We start from the raw sequence: 25,485 nt of genomic DNA on the forward strand, positions 1-25,485 counted from the left end.
CAACGGTCAGGTCCTGCGCGCCAACGGCGGCATCGTCTGACCCCGGCCGCCCCGCCCGCCGTCCCGACAACCTCAGGAGCTCCGCCATGAGCGACACCACCGACCCCGGCACAGCCGCGCCGGGCAGCACCGTTCTCATCACCGGCGCCGGTTCCGGCTTCGGCGCCCTCTCCGCCCGAGCGCTCGCCCGCGCCGGGCACACCGTCTACGCGGCGATGCGCGACACCGCGGGCCGCAACGCGCCCCGGGCCGCCGAGGCCCGCGCGTACGCCGCAGAGCACGGGGTGGACCTGCGGACGGTCGAACTGGACGTCCTCTCCCAGGAGTCGGCCGACGCCGCCGTCGCCACGGTCCTCGCGGAGGCCGGCCTGCTCGACGTGGTCGTCCACAACGCGGGCCACATGGTGACCGGTCCCACCGAGGCCTTCACCCCCGAGGAACTGGCGGCCGTCTACGACACGAACGTGCTCGGCACCCAGCGCGTCAACCGGGCCGCCCTGCCCCACCTGCGCGCCCGCGGGCACGGCCTGGTGCTCTGGGTCGGGTCCAGTTCCAGCAGGGGCGGGACCCCGCCCTATCTCGCCCCGTACTTCGCCGCCAAGGCCGCCATGGACGCGCTCGCCGTGTCGTACGCCGCCGAGCTGGCCCGCTTCGACATCGAGACGACCATCGTCGTGCCGGGCGCCTTCACCTCCGGCACGAACCACTTCGCCTCCGGCGGCCACCCCGCCGAGCGGACCGTGCTCCCGGCGTACGAGGAGCGGTACGGCGCGCTGATGGACCAGGTCGGTGCCCGGCTCGCGGCGCTCGCACCGGCGGACGCCGATGTCTCCCTGGTCGCCGACGCGATCGTCGAGGTCGTGGGCACCCCGCACGGGCAGCGGCCGTTCCGGGTCCACGTCGACCCGGCGGACGACGGGTCGGCGGAGGTCAGCGCCGTCGCGGACCGCGTCCGCACCGAGTTCCTGACCCGGATCGGCCTGGCCGACGTCCTCACCCCGCACGGGACGGCGGCATGACGGGCGGGGCCTCCAGCCCGGGCGCGACCTTCGGTCCGGGTGCGGCTTCCGGTCCGGGCGCGACCTTCGGTCCGGGCGCGGTCCCGGGGGCGGGTGCGGCTTCCGGACCGGGTGCGGCCTCGGGTGCGGCCTCGGCTAGCGTCGCCCCCGTGAGTACCAAAGCGCGCATCCTCGCAGTGGCGGCCGAGCTGGTCGCGCGGTCCCCGGACGGGGATGTCTCGACCCGGGCCGTGTGCGAGGCCGCCGGGGTCGGCGCCCCGGCCCTCTACCGGCACTTCGGGGACAAGGAAGGCCTGCTGTCGGCGGTCGTCGACCACGGGTGGGAGCGGTATCTGGCGACCAAGCGGGAACGCCACCCCGGTACGGATCCGGTCCAGGACCTGCGCGACGGCTGGGACAGCCACACCGAATTCGCCCTGCGGAACCCGAATCTCTACCGCCTGATGAACTCCCCGGCGATGCGCACCCCGCCGGCCGCGGCTCTGGAGTCCCACCGGATCCTCACCGCCGACCTGCGGCGCGCCGCCGAACAGGGCAAGGTGCGGCTCGCCCCCGAACTCGCCGCGCAGATGATCATGTCCGCGAACGTGGGCGTCTGCCTGATGCTGGTCTCCCGCCCGGCGACCTTCACCGACCGGACGGTCTCCCGCCGGGTCCGTGAGGCCGTGCACGCCGTCGTCTTCACCCCGGAGGTGACCGCGTCCGGGACGGGAGCGGACGCCGCAGCAGCCACGGGCGTCCCGGCCGCGGCGACCCGCCTCGGCGCGCTGCTCCGGCAGAACCCGAGCCCCGCCCTCACCCCCGCCGAGGCGGGCATGTTCACCGAGTGGCTCGACCGCCTCTCCAACGCCCCCGACACGGCGACGGACCCCTCCGGCACGGCACCGGACGCCCCGGGCACGACACCGGACGCCCCCGAAGCCGCCCCGGGCCGGTCCGGCGGGCTGGTCTGACGGCCCGTCCGACCGGCCCTCGCGGGACGGCAACCACCCGTCCGCCGCGCCCGCACGGGACGGCAACGGTCCGGTCGAAGGCGCCCGCAGGAGACGGCTGCCGTCATCGGTCGAAGGTGTCCGGGCGAGGCGACCGCCGCCATCCCGTCGGCCGCGCCCCCCGGGTGAACCGCTCGCTCACTCGGCCGGCCGGGCGTCTCCCAGGAAGATCGGGTTGGTGAACGCGGCCAGTGCCCCCGGCAGCGGGCCGATCGCCACCTCGTGCCGCAGCTCGGCGCGCACGTACGCCGCGTACGCCGCCGTCGTACGCCACTCGACCGTGCCGGAGCCCGCGACCGGCAGCGGGGCGCTGGTGAACAGCACGCCCTGGTCGGTGACGAAGCGGACGGTGCAGCGCGGGGCGCCGGTGGCCTCCAGGCGGACGGTCACCGGGGTGTCCGGATCGACCCTCAACCGCTCCCCGATCCCGGCGTGTTCGCCCTTCGCACCGGACACCGTGAAGTCGAGGGAGACCAGCTTCGACTCGGCGACGTAGGAGCGGCCCGCGCGGATGCCCTCCTGGACGGCCTCGCGGGTCAGGTCGTCGGCCAGGACGACCGTCTGCGGGGTGCCGACCGGGTCGGGGTCGCGGTGCGCGTCGCTGTTGCCCATCGCCGGGAGCCAGTCGTGGCCCCGGCGTACGGACGCGACCAGCATGCTGTCCCAGTCGGCGAGGGCGATCTCGTCGTCGGGGGTGTACGGGCCGTTCCACACCTCGACCGCGTCCGCCTCCCCGAAGCCGAACTTCCAGCCGCAGCCGACGCAGGTGGCGTGCGGATGGGCGGGCACCACGAGCCCGCCGGCACCGCGGACACGGCGCGCGAACCGGCCGAAACGGTTGTCGCGGGCCCGGTAGCGCCAGTCGACGAAGGTGCCCGGGTCCGTGCCGAGCGCCAGCACGTGCCCGTTGCGCGTGGTGACCTCCTCGCCGAGCATGATCAGCAGATCGTCCCCCGCCTGGTCCGCCCAGTGCGGGTGCGAGGAATGCGTGTTGTGGTCCGAGGAGTTGATGAAGTCCAGGCCCGCCGCCCGCGCCAGCGCCGCGATCTCGGCGGGCGTCCGGCGGCCGTCCGAGTACCAGGAGTGCAGATGGCAGTCGCCGCGGTACCAGGCGCGCCCGCGGCCTCTGGCACGCGAGGGCGGGTACACCGGCTCCGGGGCCGCGGCCGGCTCCCCGTACGTCAGCGTGATGATGACCTCGTACGGCAGTCCCTGGGGCGCCACCGTGTACGGGCCGAGCGCGATGTGCCAGGTGCCGGGGCGCACCGGGCCGGGGATGTAGCCGGGGGTCGCGTCGTCGGAGCGGATGAAGAACTCCGTGCGCGCGCCGCCCGACCAGCCCCGGAAGCCCCGGCCGCCTAGCTCCGTGCCGTGCTCGTCGAAGATGCCGATGTCCAGGGCGTTGCCCGGGGTGCCGGCCGGGACGGCCGGCTTCCCGTAGGTGTAGGAGACCTTGATCTCCCTTACGCCGCGCGGGACTTCGACCGGGAGGTAGACGAAGTCGGGCGAGCCCGTGGGAAGGGTGCCGCGCACCGTCCGGGTCTCGGAACCGCCGACGGGTGTCCCGGAACCGTCGGCCGCGTCGGCACCGCTCGCGAAGGTCACGCTTCCCAACGTAAGGGCCGCGGCGGCTCCCGTCACGAACAGGGCACGTCGTGGCATTCCGTTTCCGTGGTCGTCCTGGCGCATGCGGCTGCTCCCGGGATCAGGTGTGACAGTGACATGACATGGTGGGGGAGGGCGGTGGCACCGGCAAGCCTGGTATCCGGCCGTGAACGCCGGGACACGGGAAGGTGAGTGGCACCGGGACCATTCCGTGACGAGCCGAAGCGCGAGCGGAATCGGCCATGCCCTGTAACGCCTGATCAACGCGATCGTATGCTCGAAGGATGACGACCTCCGCGACGGGCGCGACTCCCGGATCCGGGCCGACGGCGAACTCCATGCGGCGTGCGCTCAAACGCGCCAGGGACGGCGTCGCGCTCGACGTGACCGAGGCCGCGGTGCTGCTCCAGGCCCGCGGCGCGGACCTCGACGACCTGACCGCCTCCGCGGCGCGGGTGCGGGACGCGGGCCTGGAAGCGGCCGGCCGCACCGGTGTCATCACCTATTCCAAGAGCGTCTTCATCCCGCTGACCCGGCTTTGCCGGGACAAGTGCCACTACTGCACCTTCGTCACCGTCCCCGGAAAGCTGCGCCGGGCCGGTCACGGGATGTTCATGTCCCCGGACGAGGTCCTGGACATCGCCCGCCGGGGCGCCGAACTCGGCTGCAAGGAAGCTCTGATCACCCTCGGCGACAAGCCGGAGGACCGCTGGCCCGAGGCCCGCGAATGGCTTGACGCGCACGGCTACGACGACACCATCGCGTACGTACGGGCCATCTCGATCCGCATCCTGGAGGAGACGGGCCTGCTGCCGCACCTCAATCCGGGTGTGATGTCGTGGACCGACTTCCAGCGGCTGAAGCCGGTCGCTCCGTCGATGGGCATGATGCTGGAGACGACCGCGACCCGGCTGTGGTCCGAGCCCGGCGGCCCGCACCACGGCTCCCCGGACAAGGAGCCCGCCGTCCGGCTGCGGGTCCTGGAGGACGCGGGCCGCTCCTCCGTCCCCTTCACCAGCGGGCTGCTCATCGGCATCGGCGAGACGTACGAGGAGCGCGCCGACTCCCTGTTCGCGCTGCGCCGCGTCTCCCGGGCCTACCACGGCATCCAGGAACTGATCATCCAGAACTTCCGCGCCAAGCCGGACACCGCGATGCGCGGGATGCCGGACGCGGAGCTGGACGAGCTGGTCGCCACCGTCGCCGTGGCCCGGCACATCATGGGCCCGGCCGCCTGTCTCCAGGCCCCGCCCAACCTGGTCGACAGCGAGTACGGGCGGCTCATCGGGGCAGGCATCGACGACTGGGGCGGGGTCTCGCCCCTGACCATCGACCACGTCAACCCCGAGCGCCCCTGGCCGCAGATCGAGCTGCTGCGCGAGCAGTCGGCCGAGGCGGGCTTCGAGCTCCGCGAACGCCTCTGTGTCTACCCGGAGTTCGTGCAGCGCGGCGAGCCCTGGCTGGACCCTCGTCTGCTGCCGCACGTACGGGCGCTGGCGGACCCGGAGACCGGCCTCGCGGTGCCGGACGCGGTGGTCGAGGGCCACCCCTGGCAGGAGCCCGAGGAGGTCTTCACCTCCTCGGGGCGCACGGACCTGCACCACACCATCGACACCGAGGGCCGCACCGCCGACCGCCGCGACGACTTCGACGCGGTGTACGGCGACTGGGAGGCCCTGCGCGAGGCGGCGGCGCCCGGCATGGTGCCGGAGCGCATCGACACGGACGTACGCGCGGCACTGGCGACGGCGGCCGACGACCCGACGAAGCTGACCGACGGCGAGGCACTCGCGCTGCTGCACGCCGACGGACCGGCGCTGGACGCCCTGTGCGGGATCGCCGACGACGTGCGCAAGGCGGCGGTCGGCGACGACGTCACGTACATCGTCACTCGCAACATCAACTTCACCAACGTCTGTTACACCGGCTGCCGTTTCTGCGCCTTCGCTCAGCGCCGCACCGACGCCGACGCCTACACGCTCTCCCTGGACCAGGTCGCGGACCGCGCCGCCCAGGCCTGGGACCTCGGCGCGGTCGAGGTGTGCATGCAGGGCGGCATCCACCCGGACCTGCCCGGCACCGCCTACTTCGACATCGCGAAGGCGGTGAAGGAACGCGTCCCCGGCATGCACGTCCACGCCTTCTCCCCGATGGAGGTGGTGAACGGCGCGACCCGCACCGGCCTGTCGATCCGCGAGTGGCTGACGGCGGCCAAGGAAGCGGGCCTGGACACCATCCCCGGCACGGCCGCGGAGATCCTGGACGACGAGGTCCGCTGGGTCCTGACGAAGGGCAAGCTGCCGGCGGCGACCTGGATCGAGGTGGTCACCACGGCCCACGAACTGGGCATCCGCTCGTCCTCCACCATGATGTACGGCCATGTCGACCAGCCCCGGCACTGGCTCGGCCACTTCCGCACACTCTCCCGCATCCAGCAGCAGACCGGCGGCTTCACGGAGTTCGTGACCCTCCCCTTCATCCACACCAACGCCCCCGTCTACCTGGCCGGCATCGCCCGGGCCGGCCCGACGACCCGCGACAACCGCGCGGTCATGGCGATGGCCCGCCTCCTGCTGCACCCGTACATCCCCAACATCCAGACGAGCTGGGTCAAACTGGGCACCGAGGGTGCGGCTGAAATGCTCCGCTCCGGCGCAAACGACCTGGGCGGCACCCTCATGGAGGAGACCATCTCCCGCATGGCGGGCTCCAGTTACGGCTCCTACAAGTCGGTCAAGGACCTGATCGCGGTCGCCGAGGCCGCGGGCCGCCCGGCGAGGCCGCGCACCACCGTGTACGGCGAGGTCCCCGAGGAACGCCAGAGGGCCGCGGCGGCCTCCGACGGTCACCTCCCGGAGCTGCTCCCGGTACTGGACTGAGAGGAAGCCCCGAGGCTCTGACCTCGGGTGGCGCGGGCGCGCCGCCGGAACCCCGTTCCCGCCGCACGCCGCCCGTGTCACCACCGCTCGTTCCAGGGCGAGTTGCGTCAGACTGGAGGGCGGACCGGACGGGCCGGGGCGCACGGGGTGCGTGTCCTGGGGGAGGAGGCGGGCCGATGGTGCGGGCGCGGCCGTCGATGCAGGAGCTGATCGAAGGGCGGCGGCGACACGGATTCGTCGGGCGCGGGGCCGAACGAGCCACGTTCCGCGCCAACTTCGAGCTGCCTCCCGAGGACGAGCGGCACCGGTTCCTGTTCCACGTGCACGGCAACGCCGGCGTCGGCAAGACGTTCCTGGTCCGCGAGATGGAACAACTGGCGCGTGAGTACGGCGCGCTGACGGCCTACGTCGACGAGAGCGTCGGCAGCCTGCCCGAGGCCATGGCCGCGATGAGCCGTCGGTTCGCCGCGCAGGGGCACCGGTTCAAGGAACTGGACCGCCTGCTGGCGGCGTACCACGAGCGGCGGCACGAGGCGGAGGCCGCCGTCCTCGCCCCGCCGGAGCCCGAGCGGCCCGGCCCTTCGGCGGGCAGCCTGACGGTGGCGCGGGCCGGACTGGTGGGACTGGGGATGGTGCCCGGGGTCGGCGCCCTCGCCGGAGTCCTGGACCCCGCTCAACTGGCCCAGGGTGCCGACCGGTTGCGGGCGGGACTCAGCGCACGCCTCCGCAATCAGGAGGACGTCCGGCTGGTCCTGTCGCCGCACGCCGTGCTCACCCCGGTCCTCATCGGAGAGCTCTCCGAGGCGGCGTCGGCCGTACCGTGGATCGTCCTGTTCTTCGACACCTACGAACGGACGGGACCGTTCCTCGACGCATGGCTCCACACGGTGATGACAACCCGGGAGCACGGTCTGCTGCCCGCCACGGTCGTCGTGGTGACCGCAGGGCAGCGCCCCTTCGACACCTCCCGCTGGGGCGGCTTCACCGACTTCGTCACCGACCTGCCGCTCGGCCCCTTCACGGAGACCGAGACGCGGGGCCTCCTCGCGGACAAGGGGGTCGTGGCGGAGCCCGTGGTCGAGGAGGTACTGCGCCTCACGGGCGGACTGCCCCTGCTGGTCTCGACGCTGGCCGAGCAGCGCCCCGCGGACCCCGAGGACATCGGCGACCCCTCGGCCACCGCCGTAGAACGTTTCCTGAAGTGGGAACCGGACCCGGTCCGCCGGGCGGTGGCCCTCGCGTGCGCCCTTCCCCGAAGTCTCGACCTGGATGTGTTCCGGGCGGCCGTGGAGTGCGCCGACGAGGACGCCGACGCACTGTTCGGCTGGCTGCGCGGGCTGCCGTTCGTGGACGGCCGCGGTGACCGGGTCCGGTACCACGGCCTGGTCCGCGAGCCGATGCTCCGGTTGCAGCGGCGCCATTCCCCGCGCGGCTGGACCGAGCGCCACGAGAGGCTCGCGGAGGTCTTCGGCCGCTGGCGTGGCGAGGCGGGGATCGGCCTGTTCGCTCCCGACGAGGTGTGGAAGGACGAGCCGTGGCGTCGGCTGCTGCTGGAGGAGACGTACCACCGGCTGTGTGCCCGGCCGCTCACCGCGCTGGGTGACGCGCTGCGCAACGTGGTCGAGGCGTGCCGCGCCGATCAGGTGGCCGGGCGTGACTGGGCCAGGATGCTCCAGGAGGCCGGAGAAGCGGCGGGCGACCCGGCCCTGCGCGAACTCGGCCGGAGACTGACCGAGGCCCTCGCCGACGACGAGGCCGGGGTGGCCGGGGCGATGGATCTGCTGCTGGCCCGCCCCGCGCTGCACGGCCCCGGCCGGGCCCTGGCGCACGGGGTGCGGGCCAGGGAACTGCGGAACGGCGGGGAGTACGAGCGGGCCCTGGCCGAGTACGACCGGGCGGTCGAGATCGATCCGGACGAGGCGCGGGTGCACTACGGCCGTGGCTTCACCCACCAGTTGCTGGGTGACTTCCCCGCGGCGCTGGCCGCTTTCGACCGCGCGGAAGAGCTGCGGCCGGGCACGGGGTGGATCATCGCGGAGCGGGCGGAGACGTACCGCCTGGCGGGCCGCTTCGAGGAAGCGGTGGCCGACTTCGACCGGGCCGCCGCCCTCGATCCGACGGACGTCGACTCACTGGCCTCCCGGGCGGTGTGCCGGCACGCTCTCGACCAGTTCGAGGCGGCGGGCACCGACTTCGACCGTGCGCTGAGCATCGACGAGAACCACCTCTGGACGCTCGTCCGAAGGGCCCGGCTGCGCCGGGACACGGACGAGTGGGACAAGGCGTTCGCCGATCTGGACCGGGCGGCCCGCCTCGAGCCGGACTCCGCCTGGGTCGCGTCGGAACGGGGCGACGCCTACCGGCTCGCGGGCCGCTTCGAGGAGGCCGTCGCCGAACTCGGCCGGGCCATCGACCTCAAAGCGGACTACGCCTCGGCCCTGGCGGGCCGCGGAGTGTCCCGCCACGAGCTGGGCGACAGCGCGCGGGCGCTGGCCGACCTCGACCGTGCCGTCGCGCTGGTGCCGGACTACTCCTGGGCCCTGGTGATGCGGGCCCGGGTGAGGCGGCGGCTGGACGACATGCCCGGCGCGCACGAGGACCTGCGGCGCGCGCTCGCGGCGAGTCCGGACGCCGACTGGATCGAGATCGAGCTGGGCAACGCCCACCGGATCGAAGACCGGCACCAGGAGGCGATCGCCGTCTTCCGGCACGTACTGGACCGGGAACCCGACAACGCTTCGGCGCTCGGCTGCCTGGGAGCGACCTACCGCGACCTGAAGGACCACGCGGAGGCGCTGACCTGGCTGGACCGGGCCCTGACGGCCGACCCGGACTACGCCTACGCCTACGACCAGCGAGCCCACCTCTTCCTGGCGACCGGGCGGACCGAGCGGGCCCTCGCCGACTGGGAACGCCTGGTCACCCTGGGCGGGGACGCGGCACGCTACAAGATCGTGGAGACGCTGATCCACTGCGGCCGGTGGGACGAGGCGACGGCCCGGATGGCCGAGGCCGACCCGGCGCCGACCGAGGACGAACCCCTGGACCTCGACCGCGACTGCATGCGCCTCGAGGTCCTCCGGCACACCGGTCGGTGGACGTCCGCCCGACGCCTCGCCGAGCGTATGCGCGCCGAGGACGCGGTGCCGGGCACGTTCCAACTGGCGATGACCGAGACCCGGTCCCTGGGCCCGGGGGCCGCGGAACCCCTGTGGCGTGAGCTGGCACGGCTCCTGGACACGGAAGCAGCGGACGAGCTCACACGGCTGTCGGGCCGGTGCATCGTCGGGTGGGCCCTCGCGGACTGGGCCGACGCCGACCGGGGACTGGCCGAGTTCCTGGCCACGGACCCCGACTGGGACGACCTCGCGGACCTCGCGGACATCCTCGGCCAACTCCTCCTCGGCCCCGACTCCGATCCCTCCCGCCTCGCCCCGCGCCTCACGACGGTCACAGCGGCCCGCGACGGGATCCGGGCGCGCTACGCGGACTGACGCGGGCGGTGTCCGAAGCCTGCGATTTCTCCCGGACATCGCCCATACCTGACCACTTGGGGACACCAGGACCCCAAGCCCTTTATGGATCCGCGGCGTCAACCGACCGTTCCCGTTCGATTACAGTGCTTAGCTGTCGGACGTACGGACGGTGCCTCAGGAGGTCTCGGTGGGTGCGACAGCCGGTGCCGTCTGGGGCCGTGGTGAGCAGCAGGACTTCCGTAGCCGGGTCCGCGGAACGCTGCTGGGCTCGGCACTCGGCGACGCCCTGGGCGCGCCGCTCGACGCGCTCTCCCTGGAGGGGATCCGGGAGGCGTACGGCGCGGAGGGCCTCCTCGACCTGGTTTCCGCGTACGGCCGGCGCGGCGCCGTCACGCATCTCACCCAGCTCGCCCTGTTCAGCGTCGACGGGCTGATCCGCGCCCAGGTGCGCCGCGACACCGGCGCCTGGCATCCGCCGTCCGACGTGCACCGCGCCTACCGCCGCTGGGCGGCCACCCAGAGCGACTGGGGGCCCGACGAGCGCCGCAAGGACGACGGCTGGCTGGCCCGCGAGGAGTGGCTCTACGCGCGCCGCGACCCGGCCAGAGCCAATATCCTCGGCCTCGCCGACGAGATCATGGGCACGCTGGACGCGCCCAAGAACCCCGGCGAGCCGGGCCCCGAGGCCGCCGCCCGCTCCGCGCCCTTCGGGCTGCTCGTCGGCTGGGAACCGCAGCTCGTGATGCAGCTCGCCGTCGAGTGCGCCGCGCAGACGCACGGTCACCCCACGGCCTACCTCACAGCGGGCGCGTACGCCGTGATCGTGCACGCGCTCGCCCGCGGCGAGAACCTCGACGCGGCCGTGCAGCAGGCCCTCGCGCTGCTCGCGACCCGCCCCGGGCACCAGCCGGTCGCCGACGCGCTCCAGCACGCGCTGGGGGCCGTACGGCAGGGGATGCCGTCAGCGGCCCGGGTCGAGGAGCTCGCCGGGGGCGGCACCGCCGAGGGGGCGCTCGCCGTCGCGGTGTACTGCGTGCTCGTCGGCGAGGACGTCCGGCACGGGCTGTGCCTCGCGGTGAACCACGGCGGGCCCTCCGCGGTGACCGGCTCCCTCACCGGCGGTCTGCTGGGCGCCCTGCACGGCGAGACGGCCCTCCCGCCGGCCTGGCTGGCCGAACTGGAGGGCCGTCCCTCGGTGCTGGTCCTCGCGGACGACTTCGCGATGGAGATGACCCAGGGGCCCGCGCTGCACGGGCCCGCCGGCTCGTCCCCGGGCTGGCTCGCCCGCTACCCGCGCGCCTGAGCCCTCCCGCGGCGCACGCCCCGTACGCCCCGGAGTTCCCGTACCTGTCCGCTCGGCTCGGCGTTCTAGTCCTTCACCGGGGTGCCCACCACCCCGTCCGACGCCCCCGCCGGGGCCGGGACCGCAGCGGCGGTCGAGCCGTCGTCGTCCGTGTTGATGATCTCGATGAGGGCGTCCCGCTCCGGGGTGTCCTCGGGCCTCAGGAAGCCGATGAGGATGTACAGGACGAGGGAGATGGCCATGGGCACGGAGACCTGGTACTCCAGCTTGACGTCCGTGCGCTGGGAGAAGTCCAGGTTGTAGTTGACGAAGAAGAAGGCGAGCAGACCGCAGGCCCAGCTGGTCAGCGCCGCCGTCGGGCCGGACTTACGGAACGGCCGCAGCAGACCCAGGATGAACGGGATCGCGATCGGTCCCATGAGTCCCGCCACCCACTTGATGACGACGGTGATGATGTCCTTGAACGTGGGGGAGTTGACCTGGGTCGCCACCGCCATGGAGAAGCCGAGGAAGGCGACGGTGGTGACACGGCCGGCGATGAGCCCCGCACGGGTGTCCCAGGCGCGCGCGGCCTTGGAGAACACCGGCATCACGTCACGCGTGAACACGGCCGCGATGGCGTTCGCGTCCGAGGAGCACATGGCCATCGTGTGCGAGAAGAACCCGACCACGACCAGGCCCAGCAGACCGTGCGGCAGCAGCTGCTCGGTCATCAGGCCGTACGCGTCCGAGCCGTCCGGCTTCTGCGCCGTGACGAGGAGGGGCGACAGCCACATCGGGATGAACAGGATGACCGGCCACACGAACCACAGACCGGCGGAGAGGAAGGCGGACCGGGTGGCCTGCTTCGCGCTGCCCGTCGCCATGTAGCGCTGGGCCTGGTTCCACATGCCGCCGTTGTACTCGAACAGCTTGATGAACAGGTACGCGATGAAGAACACCGTCATGTACGGGCCCGCGAACCCGTCCGCGTGACCGTGCAGCTTCGGCGAGTCCAGCGCCTTGGAAAGACCGCCCTGGTCGGAGATCTTGTTCAGCGCGATGATCAGCATCGCCAGACCGGCCAGCAACTGGATGATGAACTGGCCGAGTTCGGTCAGCGCGTCCGCCCACAGCCCGCCGATCGTGCAGTACACCGCCGTGATGCCGCCGGTGATGATGATGCCCTGCGTGAGCGTGACGCCGGTGAAGACGCTGAGCAGGGTGGCGATGGCCGCCCACTTCGCGCCGACGTCCACGATCTTCAGCAGGATGCCGGACCAGGCCAGCGCCTGCTGCGTCGGCACGTTGTAGCGGTCCTTGAGGTATTCGAGCGGTGAGGCGACGTGCAGTCGTGAGCGCAACCGGTTGAGCCGGGGCGCGAAGGCCTTGGCGCCGATGGTGACGCCGATGGCGATGGGCAGTGCCCAGGTCACGTACGAGGTGATGCCGTAGGTGTACGCGATGCCGGCGTAACCGGTGAACATCACCGCGCTGTAGCCCGACATGTGGTGCGAGATGCCGGACAGCCACCACGGCATCTTGCCGCCCGCGGTGAAGAAGTCGCTGACATCGTCCACACGCTTGTGGGACCAGACACCGATCGCGGTCATGACACCGAAATACGCGACCAGGACGGCCCAGTCGAGACCGTTCATGTGCCCCCTCCAGGGGTCCGCCTTGTGAACCTGCAGATACCGGACGGCACTTCGCCAGTACGCATGGGCCCCCTGCTCGAGCGAAGCCGAGAGTTCGGGGGAGGGCGGCGCCCCCGTGCGGGAGCGGGGACTTCGGGGATTGAACCGCTGGTTCGACCAGCCGGTCAAGACCTCTCACGGTCACAGATATGAACGCAGATCAGAAAGCAGAACGATTTTGCCTCTACTTTACCCGTAGGGCTGTTGTCGCGCTCATGACGTGGAACCCACGATGAGCGGGCACTTCGCCAGAGCGCAGCAACACCCACAGCAGCACCACAGCAGCAACGACAAACCGGCAGCCGTACGGGATGCGGGTCCCGTGCGCCTGGGAGAGGGGCCGCGCCGACCGCACCGCCTACCGCATGAGTTCGCCCGCGTTCACGAGCAGCGACTGTCCCGTGATCGCCCGCGACCGGTCGGACGCCAGGAACACGGCGGCGTCCGCCACGTCCCCGTCCGTGGCGAGCTCGGGCAGGGCCATCCGTTCGGTGAGCCGCTTCAGCACGTCGGCCTCGGGCACCTTCTCGGTGTACGCCGTGAACTGCACGTACGCCTCGACGGGCGGACCCCACATCCAGCCGGGCAGCACGGTGTTGACCCGGATCCGGTGCGGACCGAGCTCCCGTGCCAGGGAGTACATCGCGCTCGTCAGCGCGCCCTTCGAGGCCGCGTACGCCGCCTGCCGCACCTGGCTCGGCGCGGCGACCGACGACTGGGTGCCGATGATGACGACCGAGCCGCCGCGCTCCTTCAGGGCGGGCAGGCAGGCCCGGGTCATCCGCAGCGTGCCGAGCAGGTTCACATCGATGACCGACTGCCAGGTCGCGAAGTCGGCGTCCTCCAGGCCGCCGAAGTAGCTGTCCCAGGCGGCGACATGGACCACCGCGTCGAGCCGTCCGAAGCGTTCCGCCGCGAGCGCCGCCAGTGCCTCGCACTGCCCCTCGTCGGTGATGTCCGTCGCGCGGAACGCCGTGTGTGCGCCGTCCGGGTCGAGTTCGGCCGCCGACTTGGCGAGATTCGCCTCCGTGCGCGCCCCGAGCACCGCGTTGCCCCCGTCGCGCACCACGGCAGCCGCCACCTGATGGCCGAGTCCCGCTCCGACACCCGACACCACGACGGTCCTGCCGGTGAGCAGTGACATCGCATACCTCCGGGACTCTGGCGATTTTCCTGACGGAGCGTCAGAGTATGGGCGTCCGGCGGAGGAAGGAAGTCCCGCGCACGCTCCACCGAGGAAGGGGACCGTCAATGACTGAGGAGACCCGCAGTGAGACCTACGCGGAGCTGGCCGCCCTCGGCCCGTACGGCGTTCACCCGGGCCACGCCCTGATCACCATGGTCGAACCGCACCCGGGCCACGAGTACGCCTACAACCGCTGGTACGAGGACGACCACTACTACGCCGGCGCGATGGCCATGCCCTGGATGTACGCCGGACGCCGCTGGGTTGCCACCCGCGACCTCCAACTGCTTCGCTACCCCGAGAAGTCGGCGGTCGCCCAGCCGGTCACCGCGGGCTGCTACATCTCCACCTACTGGGTCACCGACGGCCGCTACGACGACCACATGAAGTGGACCGTCGGCATCAACAAGCGGCTGAACCGCGACGGCCGCGTCTACCAGGACCGTACGCACGTCTTCACGGCTTTCCAGGACCACGAGGCCACCGTCTACCGCGACGGCGCCGCCGGCCCCCGGGACTTCCACGCCCTCGACCACCCCTACGCGGGGCTCGTGGTCGAGGTCGTCGACGCCGAATCCGCCGACAGGCGGGCCGAGTTGCTGGAGTGGCTGCGTTCCCGCCATCTCCCCCGGCGGCTGGCCGGCTCGCCCGCCGCCCTGGTCACCCTGTTCCGGCCGACCCCGCTCCCCGGCGACCGGATGACCTACGTCAAGCAGGTCGAGGGCGTGGATACCCGGCTGACCCTGCTGTGGTTCCTGGAGGCGGACCCGCGGGAGTGCTGGGAGGCGTCCTTCACGGGCCTGGACGAGGCGGTGGCCGAATCGGGGCTCGGGCGGGTGGAGTTGGTGGCCCCCTTCATCCCCACGGTGCCGGGAACGGACACGTACGTGGACCGGCTGCGCCGGGGACCGGACGAGGCGACCGGCCGATAAGCCGAGCCCCCTCGGCCAGGACGGCGGGCCGGTCGAGAGGGCTCTGTCTGTGGAACGTATGAAGTTGTACGGGGCCATGTGGCGCCGGACGGATCAGACGAGGTCGGAAGACCCTCGGCTCACCTCGGCCACGAAGGTGTTCCACGCGTCCGCGGGAAAGGCCAGCGTGGGCCCGGCGGGGACCTTGGAGTCCCGTACGGCCATCGCCGAGTGAACGGGGGACTTGACCTCGACGCAGGCGCCGTTGCCGGTGGAGTAGGAAGACTTGGTCCACGTGTCGGTGGCGCCCTGCTGAATTGCCATGATCGCTCCAGAAAGCAGTCGTTCTTCGATGAGTTGCCGCCATCGACGCCATCGCCGCGCTGTCACCGGGCTGCGGATCCGTCAGGTGACCCGCAGTTCGGTTTGCGCCAACGTTGTTGCTTGGTGGCGTGATCGACGCTACTCGCCAACATCGGCTGACGAAGCGACTATTCACTCGACTGGATGGCATATTCCAGTGGGGTCTTCCGCGCGGAGGTGACCAAGGTGTATTGTCCGGCACCTCATCGGCGGGGGCGCCCTCACGAGGCCGCCCCCGGGCCCCTCAGCGCGCGTAGTCCTTCGCGAGGTCCGCGATGAACTGACGTGACTGCTCCACGTTCAGGGCCTGCGCCCGCAGGTGCTCGTACATCACGCTGTACTTCTGGACGTCGTTCGCCTTCTCCAGGTACAGGTCGCTGGTCACGCCCTCGATGTAGACGACGCTGGAGTCGGCCGCGTCGGGGAACTCCAGGATCGCGTACTGGCCGTTCAGGCCCGGGTGCGCGCCCATGTCGAAGGGGATCACCTGCACGGTGACGTGCGGCAGTTGAGACTGCTCGACGAGGTACTCCAGCTGTTCGCGCATGAGCGAGCGGTTGCCGACGGCACGGCGCAGCGCGGCCTCGTCGAGAACGGTCCACAGGCGCAGCGGGTTGTCCGGGGCGGAGATTCGTTCCTGCCGCTTCAGCCGCACCTGGACGCGCTTGTCGATGTCGGCAGCCGCGGTCTCCGGCAGCGCCCCCGCGATCAGCGCCTCGGCGTACGGCCGGGTCTGCAGCAGGCCCGGGACGACCTGCGGGTCGTACACGCGCAGGCTCGCGGCGTCGGTCTCCAGACCGATGTAGACGCTGTACGGGATGTCGCCGAAGGAGTGCCACCAGCCCTGCTGGCGCGAGTCCTTGGCCATCTGCATCAGTGAGTCGACGATCCGGTGGTCCTCGACCTCGTAGACCCCGCACAGATCGCGGACATCGCGCTGGCTGATGCTGCGCCTGCCGTTCTCCAGGCGGCTGATCTTCGACTGCGAGACCAGCAGGCGCTCGGCGACCTCTTCGGCCGTCATGCCCTTGAGTTCGCGGAGCCGGCGCAGCTCCTGACCCAGCCGACGCCGCCGGACGGTGGGATTGACACTTGACGCCACGGGACGTGCACCTCCGGCTACGAGCCTGTACTTTGCGTATCTGCTGTTGAGCAGATTGCCACCAAGGTGCTTTCTACCGCTGGGAAACGGCGTATATGCGCTGGGTGGGCGCACGTTCGCGGATTCGGCGTGTATACGCGGCCCTGCGCGGTCTCCGCGGGCCCGCGAACTCCCGTGGGAGATCGCCGATGAGGTCCCGCAGAGGCGGACAGGGTCCCCTTGGAGAAGCGCTCTCCTCGGATGCGGCCGTCTTCGGATGCGGCCGCGCGGGGCGGTTGGGGCCGTGTCGTCGTCCGGACGTACGGTCCCACCACCCCGCGCGAGCCAGCGGCTCCCGAACCGGATCATGGGGACTGCGGTGCGGCGCTCATGCTTACGGCGGTGCTGGCGGTGCTGGCGGTGCTGGCGGTGCGGGTACTGCTGGCACCGCGGTGGTGCGGTGGTGGTGCGGGCTGCCGTGGGACTGCGGCTCAGTGGGCCACGGCGCGCGCCATCGAACCATGGCGCGGTTGCATCGGAACACCGCGTGCGGTCTCCGGCGCGGACCTGACTCCGGCGGTGGCCGGACGGCCTGCCGGTGCCGGGCTGCGGCGTGGCTGTGCGGCCACACCGTTCTGAACGTCCATCACGGCGTGCGCCACGAGGCCGCCCATGGGGTCGTGCCTGATCAGGTCCCGCAACCGGGATCGGGACGAACGTCCCTCGTTCCCCGGATACAGGTGCTTGCCGAGACCGACCGCATGGGCCAGCGCGGCGAGCGCCGCGGTCCGCGGGTCCGGCGGGACGCCGGTGCGGATCGCGTTGTCCAGCCGGGTTCTGATCTCCCGGCTGATATCCGTGTCCGTCGCTTGGTAGCGAGTCGTCGGAAGCACCCCGCACATCTGGCCGGCCACGGCATGGACCATGCCGCACCTCTCCAGATGCGAGAGGTAGGTCTGGCGAAGCCCCAGGCGGGGTCCGCCAATCCAGTTGACCGCGCGTACGGGTGCTCCGCGTCGGCGAAGCAGTTCCAACGCACAGTCCAGTGTTGGATCTCCGGTCGGCCGTGGCACCACCACGGCGATACGATCCCCGTCTGGGGCTATCCGTCCGGCCAGCGCCAGCTCCACTAGCTGTGCTCCGGCCAGACCGAGGTCGAGCGACTGCGGCTGCGCGGTGGTACCCGTGGTCGGGTCCAACGCCAGCAGCAGAAGCTCCTCCGGAATTGTTCTGCGGCTCTTGCCCATCCATGCCTCCCCGCGTGGATGAATGACAGGGTGACCCCTCTCACATTGGTCTGTCGAGAGCGCGTGACCGGAATATATGGGAACCGGCAGGTATGTCGTTCTCGTCTACCACAGGGGTCAGGCCCCCACACAGGACACTGGTACATGGTTCGGACAGCGGTGTCCGGGCGGCGGTTCAAGGGTTTGACGGTTCGGTTCGGCGCGCGGAGGGCGTGCGCCGCATGGAGGAGGCATCGGTGGCGGGCGAGTCCCCCGACAGGTCGAAGAAGCACGAGTCGTCGGCGTCGTCGGCAGAAGCGACGCCGGTGACCCCGGCGTCGGTTCCGGGTCCGGCGCGGTCGGGCGCGGTGGCGTCGGCCCAGAGCTCGGCTTCGGCCGACCCCCGGATGGCGATGGCCCGTGAACGGGCCGCCACGGTACGGGTGGATCAGGCGACGGCGGTGTTCTCCACGAAGGCGCTGTCGGCGGACGCCTCCCGCACGGCTGAGTCCGGGCGGACCTCGGAGTCCGAGGCCGACACCGACGCCGCCGGGGGCAAGAGCGCCGAGGGCGACACCCGGCTGCGCGAGGCGGTGGCCGCGTGGGTCGCCGGACCGGACGAGCCCGCTCCGGCGGGCGCGGACGAATCCGCCGCGGACGCCGGACCCGAGGGCGGTGACGGCGCCACGACCGACGCCGGCACAGACGGCGCCGACCCGACGGCCGACGCCACCGGCGACGGTGCCGACGACGCCGGAGAGGAGCCCGGAAGGGCCGAGGACGCGTCCGACGCGTCCGGCGTGGGGTCCGAGCGGGATGCGGAGACCGCCGCCGCACCCGCCGCCGACCTCGACACCGACGAGGAGCGCGAGGCCGACCAGGAGCCGGAAGCCGCCTCCGGCGAGACCCCCGCGGTGGACGAGCCCGAGGACGAGCCCGAGGACAAGCCCGGCCCGACATCCGCGCTGGACGCCGCTCTCGCGTCCCGAGCCGCCGCCGAGGCCGCGCCCGAAGCCGCCGCCGAGGCCGAGGACGAGATCCGGCCCGGACCCCAGGACGAACCCCAGGACGAGCCCCAGGCCGCGCCGGACGACGAGCCCGAGGACCGGCCCGCAGCCGCCTCCGCGCGGGCAGCCGCACCCGCGCCCGAGGACGCGCCCGAGGACGCGCCCGAGGCCCCGGCCGACGACCGGCCCAAGGACACGCCCCAGGGCCGTCCCGGCAGCGACTCCGACTCCACCGACGAGACCTCGGACGCGAAGACCGACGAGACTCCGGACGCCAAGACCGACGAGACCTCGGACACGGACGCGGACTCCGCTCCCAAGCCCCCCGTCGATCAGCCCCCCGTCGATCAGTCCACCGCCATCTTCAAGGCTCCGCGGCCTCCGGCCGTGGACCAGCCCACCACCATGCTCAAGCTGGGCGGCGCCACCCGAAGGCCGACCGACGGGAAGCCCGCGACCGGGCCGACAGACAAGCCCGCCGACAAGCCCGCCGACAAGCCCGCCGACAAGCCCGCCAAGGCCGACGACAAGGTTGCCTCCAAGGCCGACGAGCGGGTCGCCAGGCCCGGCGCCAAGCCCGGTGGTGACCCCGAGCGCACCAGCAGGTTCGTCCCCCTCAAGCGGTCCGACGAGCCCGCCGCCCCGCCGCGGCCGAAGCCCGCAACCGCTCCGGGGAGCACCGACAGGCCGGCGGCGGCCACCACGGCCATGCCGCGGGTCGGTCCCGAACGCACCACCCAGCAGCCGCTTCCGCCGAAGCCCCCGCTCGACCTGCTGGCCGAGCTGACGAACACTCCGCCGCCGCCGCAGACCCCGGTCCGGACACTCGTGCGGCGGGTCAAGATCTGGACGCCGCTGGTCCTGCTGCTCGCGGTGATCTTCGCAGTCGCACAGGCCTTCCGTCCGTTGCCGGCCCCCGGTCTCACGCTGACCGCCGACGAGACGTACACCTTCGACGGCGGCACCCTCGATCTGCCCTGGCCCGGTCAGGGCCAGTCCGCGATCGAGGTCGAGGGTGTGGGCAGCCTCGGGACCGACGGCAAGCAGACCCCCGCCCCCGTCGCGAGCGTCGCCAAGATCATGACGGCGTACGTGATCCTCCAGGAGCACCCGCTGAAGGGGAACGAGGACGGCGAGAAGATCACCGTCGACCAGCAGGCCGAGGACGAGTCGAAGCTGCCGGACGAGTCGACGGCGGCGATGTCGAAGGGCCAGCAGTTCACCGAGCGCCAGATGCTCCAGATGCTGATGATCCCCTCCGGCAACAATGTGGCGCGGCTGCTGGCCCGCTGGGACTCCGACAGCAAGGGCTTCGTCGACAAGATGAACGCCGCTGCCAAGGACCTCGGCATGACGAACTCGACGTACACGGACCCGAGCGGTCTGCAGAAGACGACGGTCAGCACGGCCGTCGACCAGATCAAGCTGGCCAAGAAGGTCATGCAGAACGACGTGTTCCGCAGCGTCGTCGGGATGGCCAAGGCGGATATCCCGGGGCTGGACAACACGATCTACAACAACAACGACCTGCTGGTGCAGCAGGTCGGCGTGATCGGCCTGAAGACCGGCTCCTCGACGCCGGCCGGCGGCAACCTGGTGTGGGCCGCGACCAAGAACGTGAACGGCAAGACGCAGACGATCTACGGCGCGGTGATGAACCAGAACGCCGGCACCGGCAAGGTCTGGGACAGCCTCCACCTGGCGCTCGTCAACAGCCAGAAGCTCATCGACAAGGTCCAGAAGAGCCTGACCACCGCCACGGTGGTGAAGAGGGGGCAGGTCGTCGGCTACGTGGACGACCAGCTCGGCGGCCGGACCCCGGTCGTCGCCACCAAGAACATGACGGCGGTCGGCTGGCCCGGTCTGAAGACCCGGCTGTCGATCGGCGAGGGCGGGTCGGCGGTCCCGCACTCAGGCAAGGCGGGCACGGTCGTCGGCGAGCTGACGGTCGGCGACGGCTCGAGCCGGGCGGTGAAGATCCCCGTCGCGCTCCGGTCGGACCTCGCCGAGCCCGGCCTCGGCGCGAAGCTGACCCGCGTCGGCTGAGCGGACCCGGACACGGATGGCGTACGCGCGCACGCATCGGTGACGTACACCGGGGAGCAGCACCCGCACCGCACTCCGTCGGACGGCGCCCCAGCCGGGCGCCGTCCTACGGAGTGCGTGCTAGCGTCGCGACAATCGGGGCTGCTCGCGAGCCGCGGGTCCCGGCCCAGAACGGACAACGGGACACGGGGAGAACCTTGCAGTGGCGACAGCGGAGACGACACACGCCGACGACGCCGATCCGGGCCACGGAACGGACCCGCGAATACCGCTGAACGGCCGTACCCGCGAGGCGGTCCGTGACGACGGCGGAGGCCGCACCGAAGGCCCCGGTGACACCGAGGACCCCAGCGACACCGAGAGCCCCGACGGGACCGAACCTCCCGCGGCGGCCGGCGCCGCACCGCTGAACCTCTTCCGCCGCCATCCCGTCATTCTCTCCACCGTCCTCGCCGGCGTACTCCACGTGGTGTGGTTCTTCACGTTCGCGAACAGCGGCGGTGACCTGGCGGCGCAGGACGCGTGGGCGGAGTTCGTCGGCCGGCACCCGGACTCGGCGTACAACCTGGCCTGGTACGGCGGAATGCACCCGGTCTCGTACAGCATGGTCTCGCCGTATCTGATGTCGGTGCTCGGCGTCCGGACGACGATGATGATCGCCGGCACGCTCTCGGCCGGCCTGCTGACCATGATCCTGATCCGCAGCCGGGCGGTCCGGAACCCGACCGCTCCGGCGCTCGCGGGCGTCTTCGCGCTGCTCTGCAACGCCATCTCGGGCCGGGTGACCTACGGCCTCGGCACGATGTTCGCGCTCGCCGCGGTCGCCGTCGTCTTCTGCTGGCCCCACCGCTGGCGCTACAAGCGCTGGGCGAAGGCCCTGTGCGCGGCGCCGCTGGCCGCGCTCGCGACGGCCGCCTCACCGGTCGCCGGACTGTTCGTGGGTCTGGTGGCGGTGACCCTGTTCCTCCAGAAGCGCCGCCCCGGCGCTTACGCCCTCGGCATCGCCCCGGCGATCGTGGTCGCGGTCTCGGCCTGGCTCTTCCCGTTCTCCGGCACCCAGCCGATGGAGTTCTACTCGGTCATCCTGCCGTTCGCCTACGCCGTTCTGGTCTACCTCCTGGTCCCCAGGGAGTGGATGACGGTACGGACCACGGCGGCGGTGTACGGCCTCGGAGTACTCCTCGTCTGGCTGATCAGCTCCCAGATCGGTTCGAACATCACCCGCCTCGCGATGCTCTTCGCGGGCGTCGTCCTGATCGCCGCGCTGCCCTTCACCGTGCGGAAGTCGCGCAAGTGGTACGCCATCGTCCTCGCCCTCGTCGTCTTCAACGGGTGGATCGGCTTCAAGTCGATCGACGACATCGTGCACACGACCCCGGCGGCGTCCTTCGGGCGCGAGCTGGCGCCGCTCGTCAACCAGCTCCAGGTGGTGAACGCCGAGAAGGGCCGCGTCGAGGTGGTCCCCGCCCGCTCGCACCGCGAGGCGTCCGCGCTCGCCCCCTACGTGAACCTGGCCCGCGGCTGGAACCGCCAGGCCGACATGGAGCGCAACCCGCTCTTCTACGACGACACGCTCAACTCCGCGAACTACCACGAGTGGCTGCAGCGCTGGGCCATCCACTACGTCGTGCTGCCCAAGGGCGAACCGGACGGCGACGGCGGTCTGCGCGAGCGCGAGCTCGTCCAGCGGGGCATGCCCTATCTCCGGCAGGTCTGGGCCGACGCCAACTGGCAGCTCTTCACCGTCACCGACCCCACTCCGCTCGCCGAGCCGAACGCCGTCGTCGACCGCGCCGAGCAGGGTGAGCTGACCATCGAGGTGAAGAAGGCGGGCCGCATCCTCATCCGCATCCCGTACTCGCCGTGGCTGAGCATCGTCGACGAGGACGGCAAGAGCCTGAAGCCGCCGCAGGAGACGAAGGCGTCGAAGGACCGCGGGGACGGCACCTCGAAGGCGTACGACAACCTCAACGGCTGCCTGATGGCGACGGAGGAGACCCCGGCGGGCGACGAGTGGACGGAGCTGCTGGCCCCGAAGCCGGGCACCTACCGGCTCGCGGCGCCGTACCAGCTCCCCCGGGGCACCCCGTGCCCGGAGGAGCTGCGCTGAGGCCCGGCCACCGGTGCCGTACCGGCACCTGAACGGCGTGATGCGACCGACACCGGGCCCGGGTGACGTGACAGGAACTAGAACTGCTCGAACGGCCCGCAGTACGGCAGGCCCGCGTCCTCCGGACACTGGTCGCGGAAGAACCGGACGAGCAGGTCGCAGAAGTCCTGAGGTCGCTGGAGATGGGCCAGATGGCCGCACTCCGCGATCGTGGTGAAACGCGCGCCCGGCAGGTCCGCCGCCACCGAGCGGACCATGTCGGGCGTGGTGAGCATGTCGTGCTCGCCGGTGAACGCGAGATACGGCACGGCGGGGACGGGCGCGCGCCGGTAAAACTCGTGGGCCAGCAGCCGCCGGTTCCGCTCGACCGTCACGGCGACGTCGCGCGGGGTCTGCGCCGCGAACTGCCGGTACATCAGCCGGGTCAGCGCGGCGTGTTTGCGTACGATGCGGTCGCCGGGCGGCGGCACGAAGCACCGCACGAACTCCTCGGCGGTCTCCTCGACGCGCCCCTCCTCCAGAAGCCGCACCCATCCCACGAGCGCCTCGGTGAACCAGTCCGGAATGTGATCCGACATCCCCTGCACGGCGACCCGGCGCAGCAGCTCCGGAGACTGCTGGGCCATCCGGAGCCCGACCGCCCCTCCGTAGCACCCCGCGTACAGGTTCACCGGGCCGAGCCCGAGCTCGCGCAGCATGTGTGCCGCGCACTCGGCGAGAAAGTCGATCCCGTGCTCGACGGGCAGGAAGTCCGCGTCCCCGAACCCGGGCAGATCCACCGTGACGACGGTCCCGAGCACCCCGAGCCACCGCTCGTGCCGCACCCACGAGTACCGCGTCTGGTCCGAACCGCCCAGCACGAGCAGCGGCTCCGTGACGGGGGCGCCGTGCCGCGCGACACGGGCGGTGTACGCGTACCCCTCCCACGAGAGCGGGCGCTCCTCGACTTCCGTGGATGCCCCGCCTCCCGGCACCTGGACGGGAACGTTGAGCGAGGAAGCGACAGAAGGCACAGCGAACTCCCGAGAGGGGACGAGACCACCGAAACTCCCACTCGTACACGGCTACCGGCTGCAAAGCCTGCAATGTCACACGAAGGTGGGCGCTGCACCACACGAAGGTGGGCGCGGCGCGGCGACCGCGCCACACCTTCATGTCACCTCACGTCACCTCACTTCACCGGGAACGCCACGTCGCACACCGCGTCCTCGGGCCCCGCCGCGTCCCAGTCGGCGAAGTAGATCTCCCGGCACGGGCCGTCGGAGGACAGCCCCTGCTCGGTGATCCAGCTCTCGACCGCCTCGAACGCGGCCAGGATCTGCGGGTGGGCGACCTGCGCCTTGGCGATGCGGACATAGGCGATGCGCTGGGCCGGCTCGACCCGGACCTCCACCCCGGTGGCCCGTCCCGGCCCCTGTGCCCAGGCCCGTGCCGCGGCCTCGTCGGCGACCGGCACGCACGTCTCCGCGGGACCGTCGCTCTCCACGCTGACCTCGGCGTAGTACACGACGAAGGGCGGCCCCGTGACACCCCCGGCCTCCCGGGCGCCCTCCTCCAGCCGTCCCAGCGAGCCGGGGATCCACACCGGCAGCTCGGGCGCCAGGACGTGCCGCTTCTCGGTCAGCACGACCTGCTCGGGCACCTCGGCGGTCTCGACGACGAACTTCTCGTACATCTCGGAACTCCTCCCGGAAAGACGTCCACGGAGGTAGTCGGCAAGGGCCCGCTGCGAGGCGAACCGTGCCTCGGCGCCGTCCCAGTACGCGGCGAGCAGCCCGGCCGCCTCGGCACCGCGCGCCTCCACCACGTCCGCGATCCGCGCCAGCGGCATGTCCAGCTGGCGCAGCAGCGCGACGAGCCGGGCCCGTTCGGTCTGCTCGGCGCGGTAGTAGCGGTAGCCGCTGACCTCGTCGACATGCGCCGGGGGCAGCAGCCCCAGCCGGTCGTACAGCCGCAGCGCCTTCGCCGAGAGCCGCGCCCGCGAGGCGAACGCGCCGATGGTGAGCAGGTCCTTGTCCACCCTGTCATCCTCCGTCACCGGGCGCCTTCCGCCCGGTGACAAGGACGCTCCCCCTTGCCCCAGGGGCAAGGTCAACGGCAGGGCTCAGCCGATCGCCTTCTCGACGGCGGAGACGAGCTCCGCCGACTCCGGCTCGGTCTGCGGAGAGAAGCGGCCGACGACCGTGCCGTCCCGCCCGATCAGGAACTTCTCGAAGTTCCAGCGGATGTCGCCGGTGTGCCCCTCGGCATCGGCGGTGCCCACCAGACGCTCGTACAGTCCGTGCCGCGCGTCGCCGTTCACCTCGACCTTCTCGGTCATGGGGAAGGTCACGCCGTACGTCGCGGAGCAGAACTCGGCGATCTCCTCGGAGCTGCCGGGCTCCTGCCCGAGGAACTGGTTGCAGGGCACCCCGAGGACGGTGAAGCCCTGGTCGGCGTAGCGCGCGTGCAGCTGCTCAAGACCGGCGTACTGCGGGGTCAGGCCGCACTTGGAGGCCACGTTCACGATGAGGACGGCCTTGCCCGCGAACTGGGACAGATCGGCGGAGCCCCCCTGGAGGGCCCCGATCTCCACGTCGAGCACAGAGTTGTCAGTAGTCATAAG

17 protein-coding genes are annotated in these 25,485 nt (G+C 71.6%); 8 read left to right on the forward strand and 9 right to left on the reverse strand.

What is annotated here, in order from left to right; all coding sequences use genetic code 11:
• Positions 1-86: 86 nt before the first annotated feature.
• Together ACWD68_RS21225 and ACWD68_RS21230 are read left to right on the forward strand one after the other, a co-directional pair.
• Positions 87-1,019, forward strand: coding sequence for an SDR family NAD(P)-dependent oxidoreductase (locus ACWD68_RS21225; RefSeq protein ID WP_451807975.1), 933 nt, complete (start codon positions 87-89; stop codon positions 1,017-1,019).
• A 149-nt stretch (positions 1,020-1,168) separates the two neighbouring features.
• Positions 1,169-1,972: a TetR/AcrR family transcriptional regulator gene (locus tag ACWD68_RS21230; RefSeq protein ID WP_451807976.1), complete on the forward strand. Its 804-nt coding sequence runs from the start codon at positions 1,169-1,171 to the stop codon at positions 1,970-1,972.
• 177 nt (positions 1,973-2,149) lie between these two features.
• On the opposite strand, the gene ACWD68_RS21235 is transcribed toward ACWD68_RS21230, so the two are convergent.
• Positions 2,150-3,700, reverse strand: coding sequence for a CehA/McbA family metallohydrolase (locus tag ACWD68_RS21235; RefSeq protein WP_451807977.1), 1,551 nt, complete (start codon positions 3,698-3,700; stop codon positions 2,150-2,152).
• Positions 3,701-3,900: 200 nt separating this feature from the next.
• On the opposite strand from ACWD68_RS21235, the gene ACWD68_RS21240 reads away from it, so the two are divergent.
• The 3 genes from ACWD68_RS21240 to ACWD68_RS21250 all read left to right on the forward strand — a co-directional run bounded on the left by ACWD68_RS21240 (position 3,901) and on the right by ACWD68_RS21250 (position 11,274).
• Positions 3,901-6,495, forward strand: coding sequence for a bifunctional FO biosynthesis protein CofGH (locus ACWD68_RS21240; protein WP_451807978.1), 2,595 nt, complete (start codon positions 3,901-3,903; stop codon positions 6,493-6,495).
• Positions 6,496-6,671: 176 nt separating this feature from the next.
• A complete protein-coding gene (locus tag ACWD68_RS21245) occupies positions 6,672-9,989 on the forward strand; it encodes a tetratricopeptide repeat protein (protein ID WP_451807979.1) in 3,318 nt (1,105 codons plus the stop codon).
• Between the two features lie 169 nt (positions 9,990-10,158).
• On the forward strand, positions 10,159-11,274 hold the full coding sequence (locus ACWD68_RS21250) for an ADP-ribosylglycohydrolase family protein (protein ID WP_451807980.1): 1,116 nt from the start codon (positions 10,159-10,161) through the stop codon (positions 11,272-11,274).
• A 65-nt stretch (positions 11,275-11,339) separates the two neighbouring features.
• Here ACWD68_RS21250 and ACWD68_RS21255 read toward each other — a convergent pair whose 3' ends face one another.
• The gene (locus ACWD68_RS21255; RefSeq protein ID WP_451807981.1) at positions 11,340-12,911 is read right to left on the reverse strand and encodes a sodium:solute symporter family protein; all 1,572 of its coding nucleotides are present in this window, start codon (positions 12,909-12,911) and stop codon (positions 11,340-11,342) included.
• A gap of 397 nt (positions 12,912-13,308) precedes the next feature.
• On the reverse strand, positions 13,309-14,094 hold the full coding sequence (locus ACWD68_RS21260) for an SDR family oxidoreductase (RefSeq protein ID WP_451807982.1): 786 nt from the start codon (positions 14,092-14,094) through the stop codon (positions 13,309-13,311).
• A gap of 107 nt (positions 14,095-14,201) precedes the next feature.
• On the opposite strand from ACWD68_RS21260, the gene ACWD68_RS21265 reads away from it, so the two are divergent.
• Positions 14,202-15,068 carry a hypothetical protein gene (locus ACWD68_RS21265; protein WP_451807983.1) on the forward strand — a complete coding sequence of 289 codons (867 nt, stop codon included), beginning with the start codon at positions 14,202-14,204 and terminating at the stop codon, positions 15,066-15,068.
• A 93-nt stretch (positions 15,069-15,161) separates the two neighbouring features.
• Here the strand turns inward: ACWD68_RS21265 and ACWD68_RS21270 are convergent, their stop codons facing one another.
• The 3 genes from ACWD68_RS21270 to ACWD68_RS21280 all read right to left on the reverse strand — a co-directional run bounded on the left by ACWD68_RS21270 (position 15,162) and on the right by ACWD68_RS21280 (position 17,738).
• Positions 15,162-15,371: a DUF397 domain-containing protein gene (locus tag ACWD68_RS21270; RefSeq protein WP_266759783.1), complete on the reverse strand. Its 210-nt coding sequence runs from the start codon at positions 15,369-15,371 to the stop codon at positions 15,162-15,164.
• Positions 15,372-15,654: 283 nt separating this feature from the next.
• A complete protein-coding gene (locus ACWD68_RS21275) occupies positions 15,655-16,512 on the reverse strand; it encodes a helix-turn-helix domain-containing protein (RefSeq protein ID WP_351541387.1) in 858 nt (285 codons plus the stop codon).
• Between the two features lie 470 nt (positions 16,513-16,982).
• On the reverse strand, positions 16,983-17,738 hold the full coding sequence (locus ACWD68_RS21280) for a GOLPH3/VPS74 family protein (RefSeq protein WP_355847347.1): 756 nt from the start codon (positions 17,736-17,738) through the stop codon (positions 16,983-16,985).
• Between the two features lie 221 nt (positions 17,739-17,959).
• Between ACWD68_RS21280 and ACWD68_RS21285 the strand changes: the two genes are divergently transcribed.
• Entirely contained in the window at positions 17,960-20,770 is a 2,811-nt protein-coding gene (locus tag ACWD68_RS21285) for a D-alanyl-D-alanine carboxypeptidase (RefSeq protein WP_451807984.1), read from the forward strand.
• Positions 20,771-20,972: 202 nt separating this feature from the next.
• Positions 20,973-22,880, forward strand: coding sequence for an MFS transporter (locus ACWD68_RS21290; RefSeq protein ID WP_451807985.1), 1,908 nt, complete (start codon positions 20,973-20,975; stop codon positions 22,878-22,880).
• 77 nt (positions 22,881-22,957) lie between these two features.
• Here ACWD68_RS21290 and ACWD68_RS21295 read toward each other — a convergent pair whose 3' ends face one another.
• From ACWD68_RS21295 to ACWD68_RS21305, 3 genes are all read right to left on the reverse strand, one after another.
• Positions 22,958-23,893: an alpha/beta fold hydrolase gene (locus ACWD68_RS21295; protein WP_451807986.1), complete on the reverse strand. Its 936-nt coding sequence runs from the start codon at positions 23,891-23,893 to the stop codon at positions 22,958-22,960.
• Between the two features lie 158 nt (positions 23,894-24,051).
• Positions 24,052-24,918 carry a MerR family transcriptional regulator gene (locus ACWD68_RS21300; protein ID WP_451807987.1) on the reverse strand — a complete coding sequence of 289 codons (867 nt, stop codon included), beginning with the start codon at positions 24,916-24,918 and terminating at the stop codon, positions 24,052-24,054.
• A 66-nt stretch (positions 24,919-24,984) separates the two neighbouring features.
• Positions 24,985-25,482: a glutathione peroxidase gene (locus ACWD68_RS21305; protein WP_451807988.1), complete on the reverse strand. Its 498-nt coding sequence runs from the start codon at positions 25,480-25,482 to the stop codon at positions 24,985-24,987.
• Positions 25,483-25,485 lie beyond the last annotated feature (3 nt).

The sequence above is a fragment of the Streptomyces sp. NPDC005141 genome (assembly GCF_053599975.1).

Excerpts from the sequence above, each read along its gene's own strand:
- ACWD68_RS21225 (WP_451807975.1), top strand. The coding sequence starts at position 87 with ATGAGCGACACCACCGACCCCGGCACAGCCGCGCCGGGCAGCACCGTT.
- ACWD68_RS21235 (WP_451807977.1), bottom strand. The coding sequence starts at position 3,700 with ATGCGCCAGGACGACCACGGAAACGGAATGCCACGACGTGCCCTGTTC.
- ACWD68_RS21240 (WP_451807978.1), top strand. The coding sequence starts at position 3,901 with ATGACGACCTCCGCGACGGGCGCGACTCCCGGATCCGGGCCGACGGCG.
- ACWD68_RS21245 (WP_451807979.1), top strand. The coding sequence starts at position 6,672 with ATGGTGCGGGCGCGGCCGTCGATGCAGGAGCTGATCGAAGGGCGGCGG.
- ACWD68_RS21255 (WP_451807981.1), bottom strand. The coding sequence starts at position 12,911 with ATGAACGGTCTCGACTGGGCCGTCCTGGTCGCGTATTTCGGTGTCATG.
- ACWD68_RS21260 (WP_451807982.1), bottom strand. The coding sequence starts at position 14,094 with ATGTCACTGCTCACCGGCAGGACCGTCGTGGTGTCGGGTGTCGGAGCG.
- ACWD68_RS21265 (WP_451807983.1), top strand. The coding sequence starts at position 14,202 with ATGACTGAGGAGACCCGCAGTGAGACCTACGCGGAGCTGGCCGCCCTC.
- ACWD68_RS21270 (WP_266759783.1), bottom strand. The coding sequence starts at position 15,371 with ATGGCAATTCAGCAGGGCGCCACCGACACGTGGACCAAGTCTTCCTAC.
- ACWD68_RS21280 (WP_355847347.1), bottom strand. The coding sequence starts at position 17,738 with ATGGGCAAGAGCCGCAGAACAATTCCGGAGGAGCTTCTGCTGCTGGCG.
- ACWD68_RS21285 (WP_451807984.1), top strand. The coding sequence starts at position 17,960 with ATGGAGGAGGCATCGGTGGCGGGCGAGTCCCCCGACAGGTCGAAGAAG.
- ACWD68_RS21305 (WP_451807988.1), bottom strand. The coding sequence starts at position 25,482 with ATGACTACTGACAACTCTGTGCTCGACGTGGAGATCGGGGCCCTCCAG.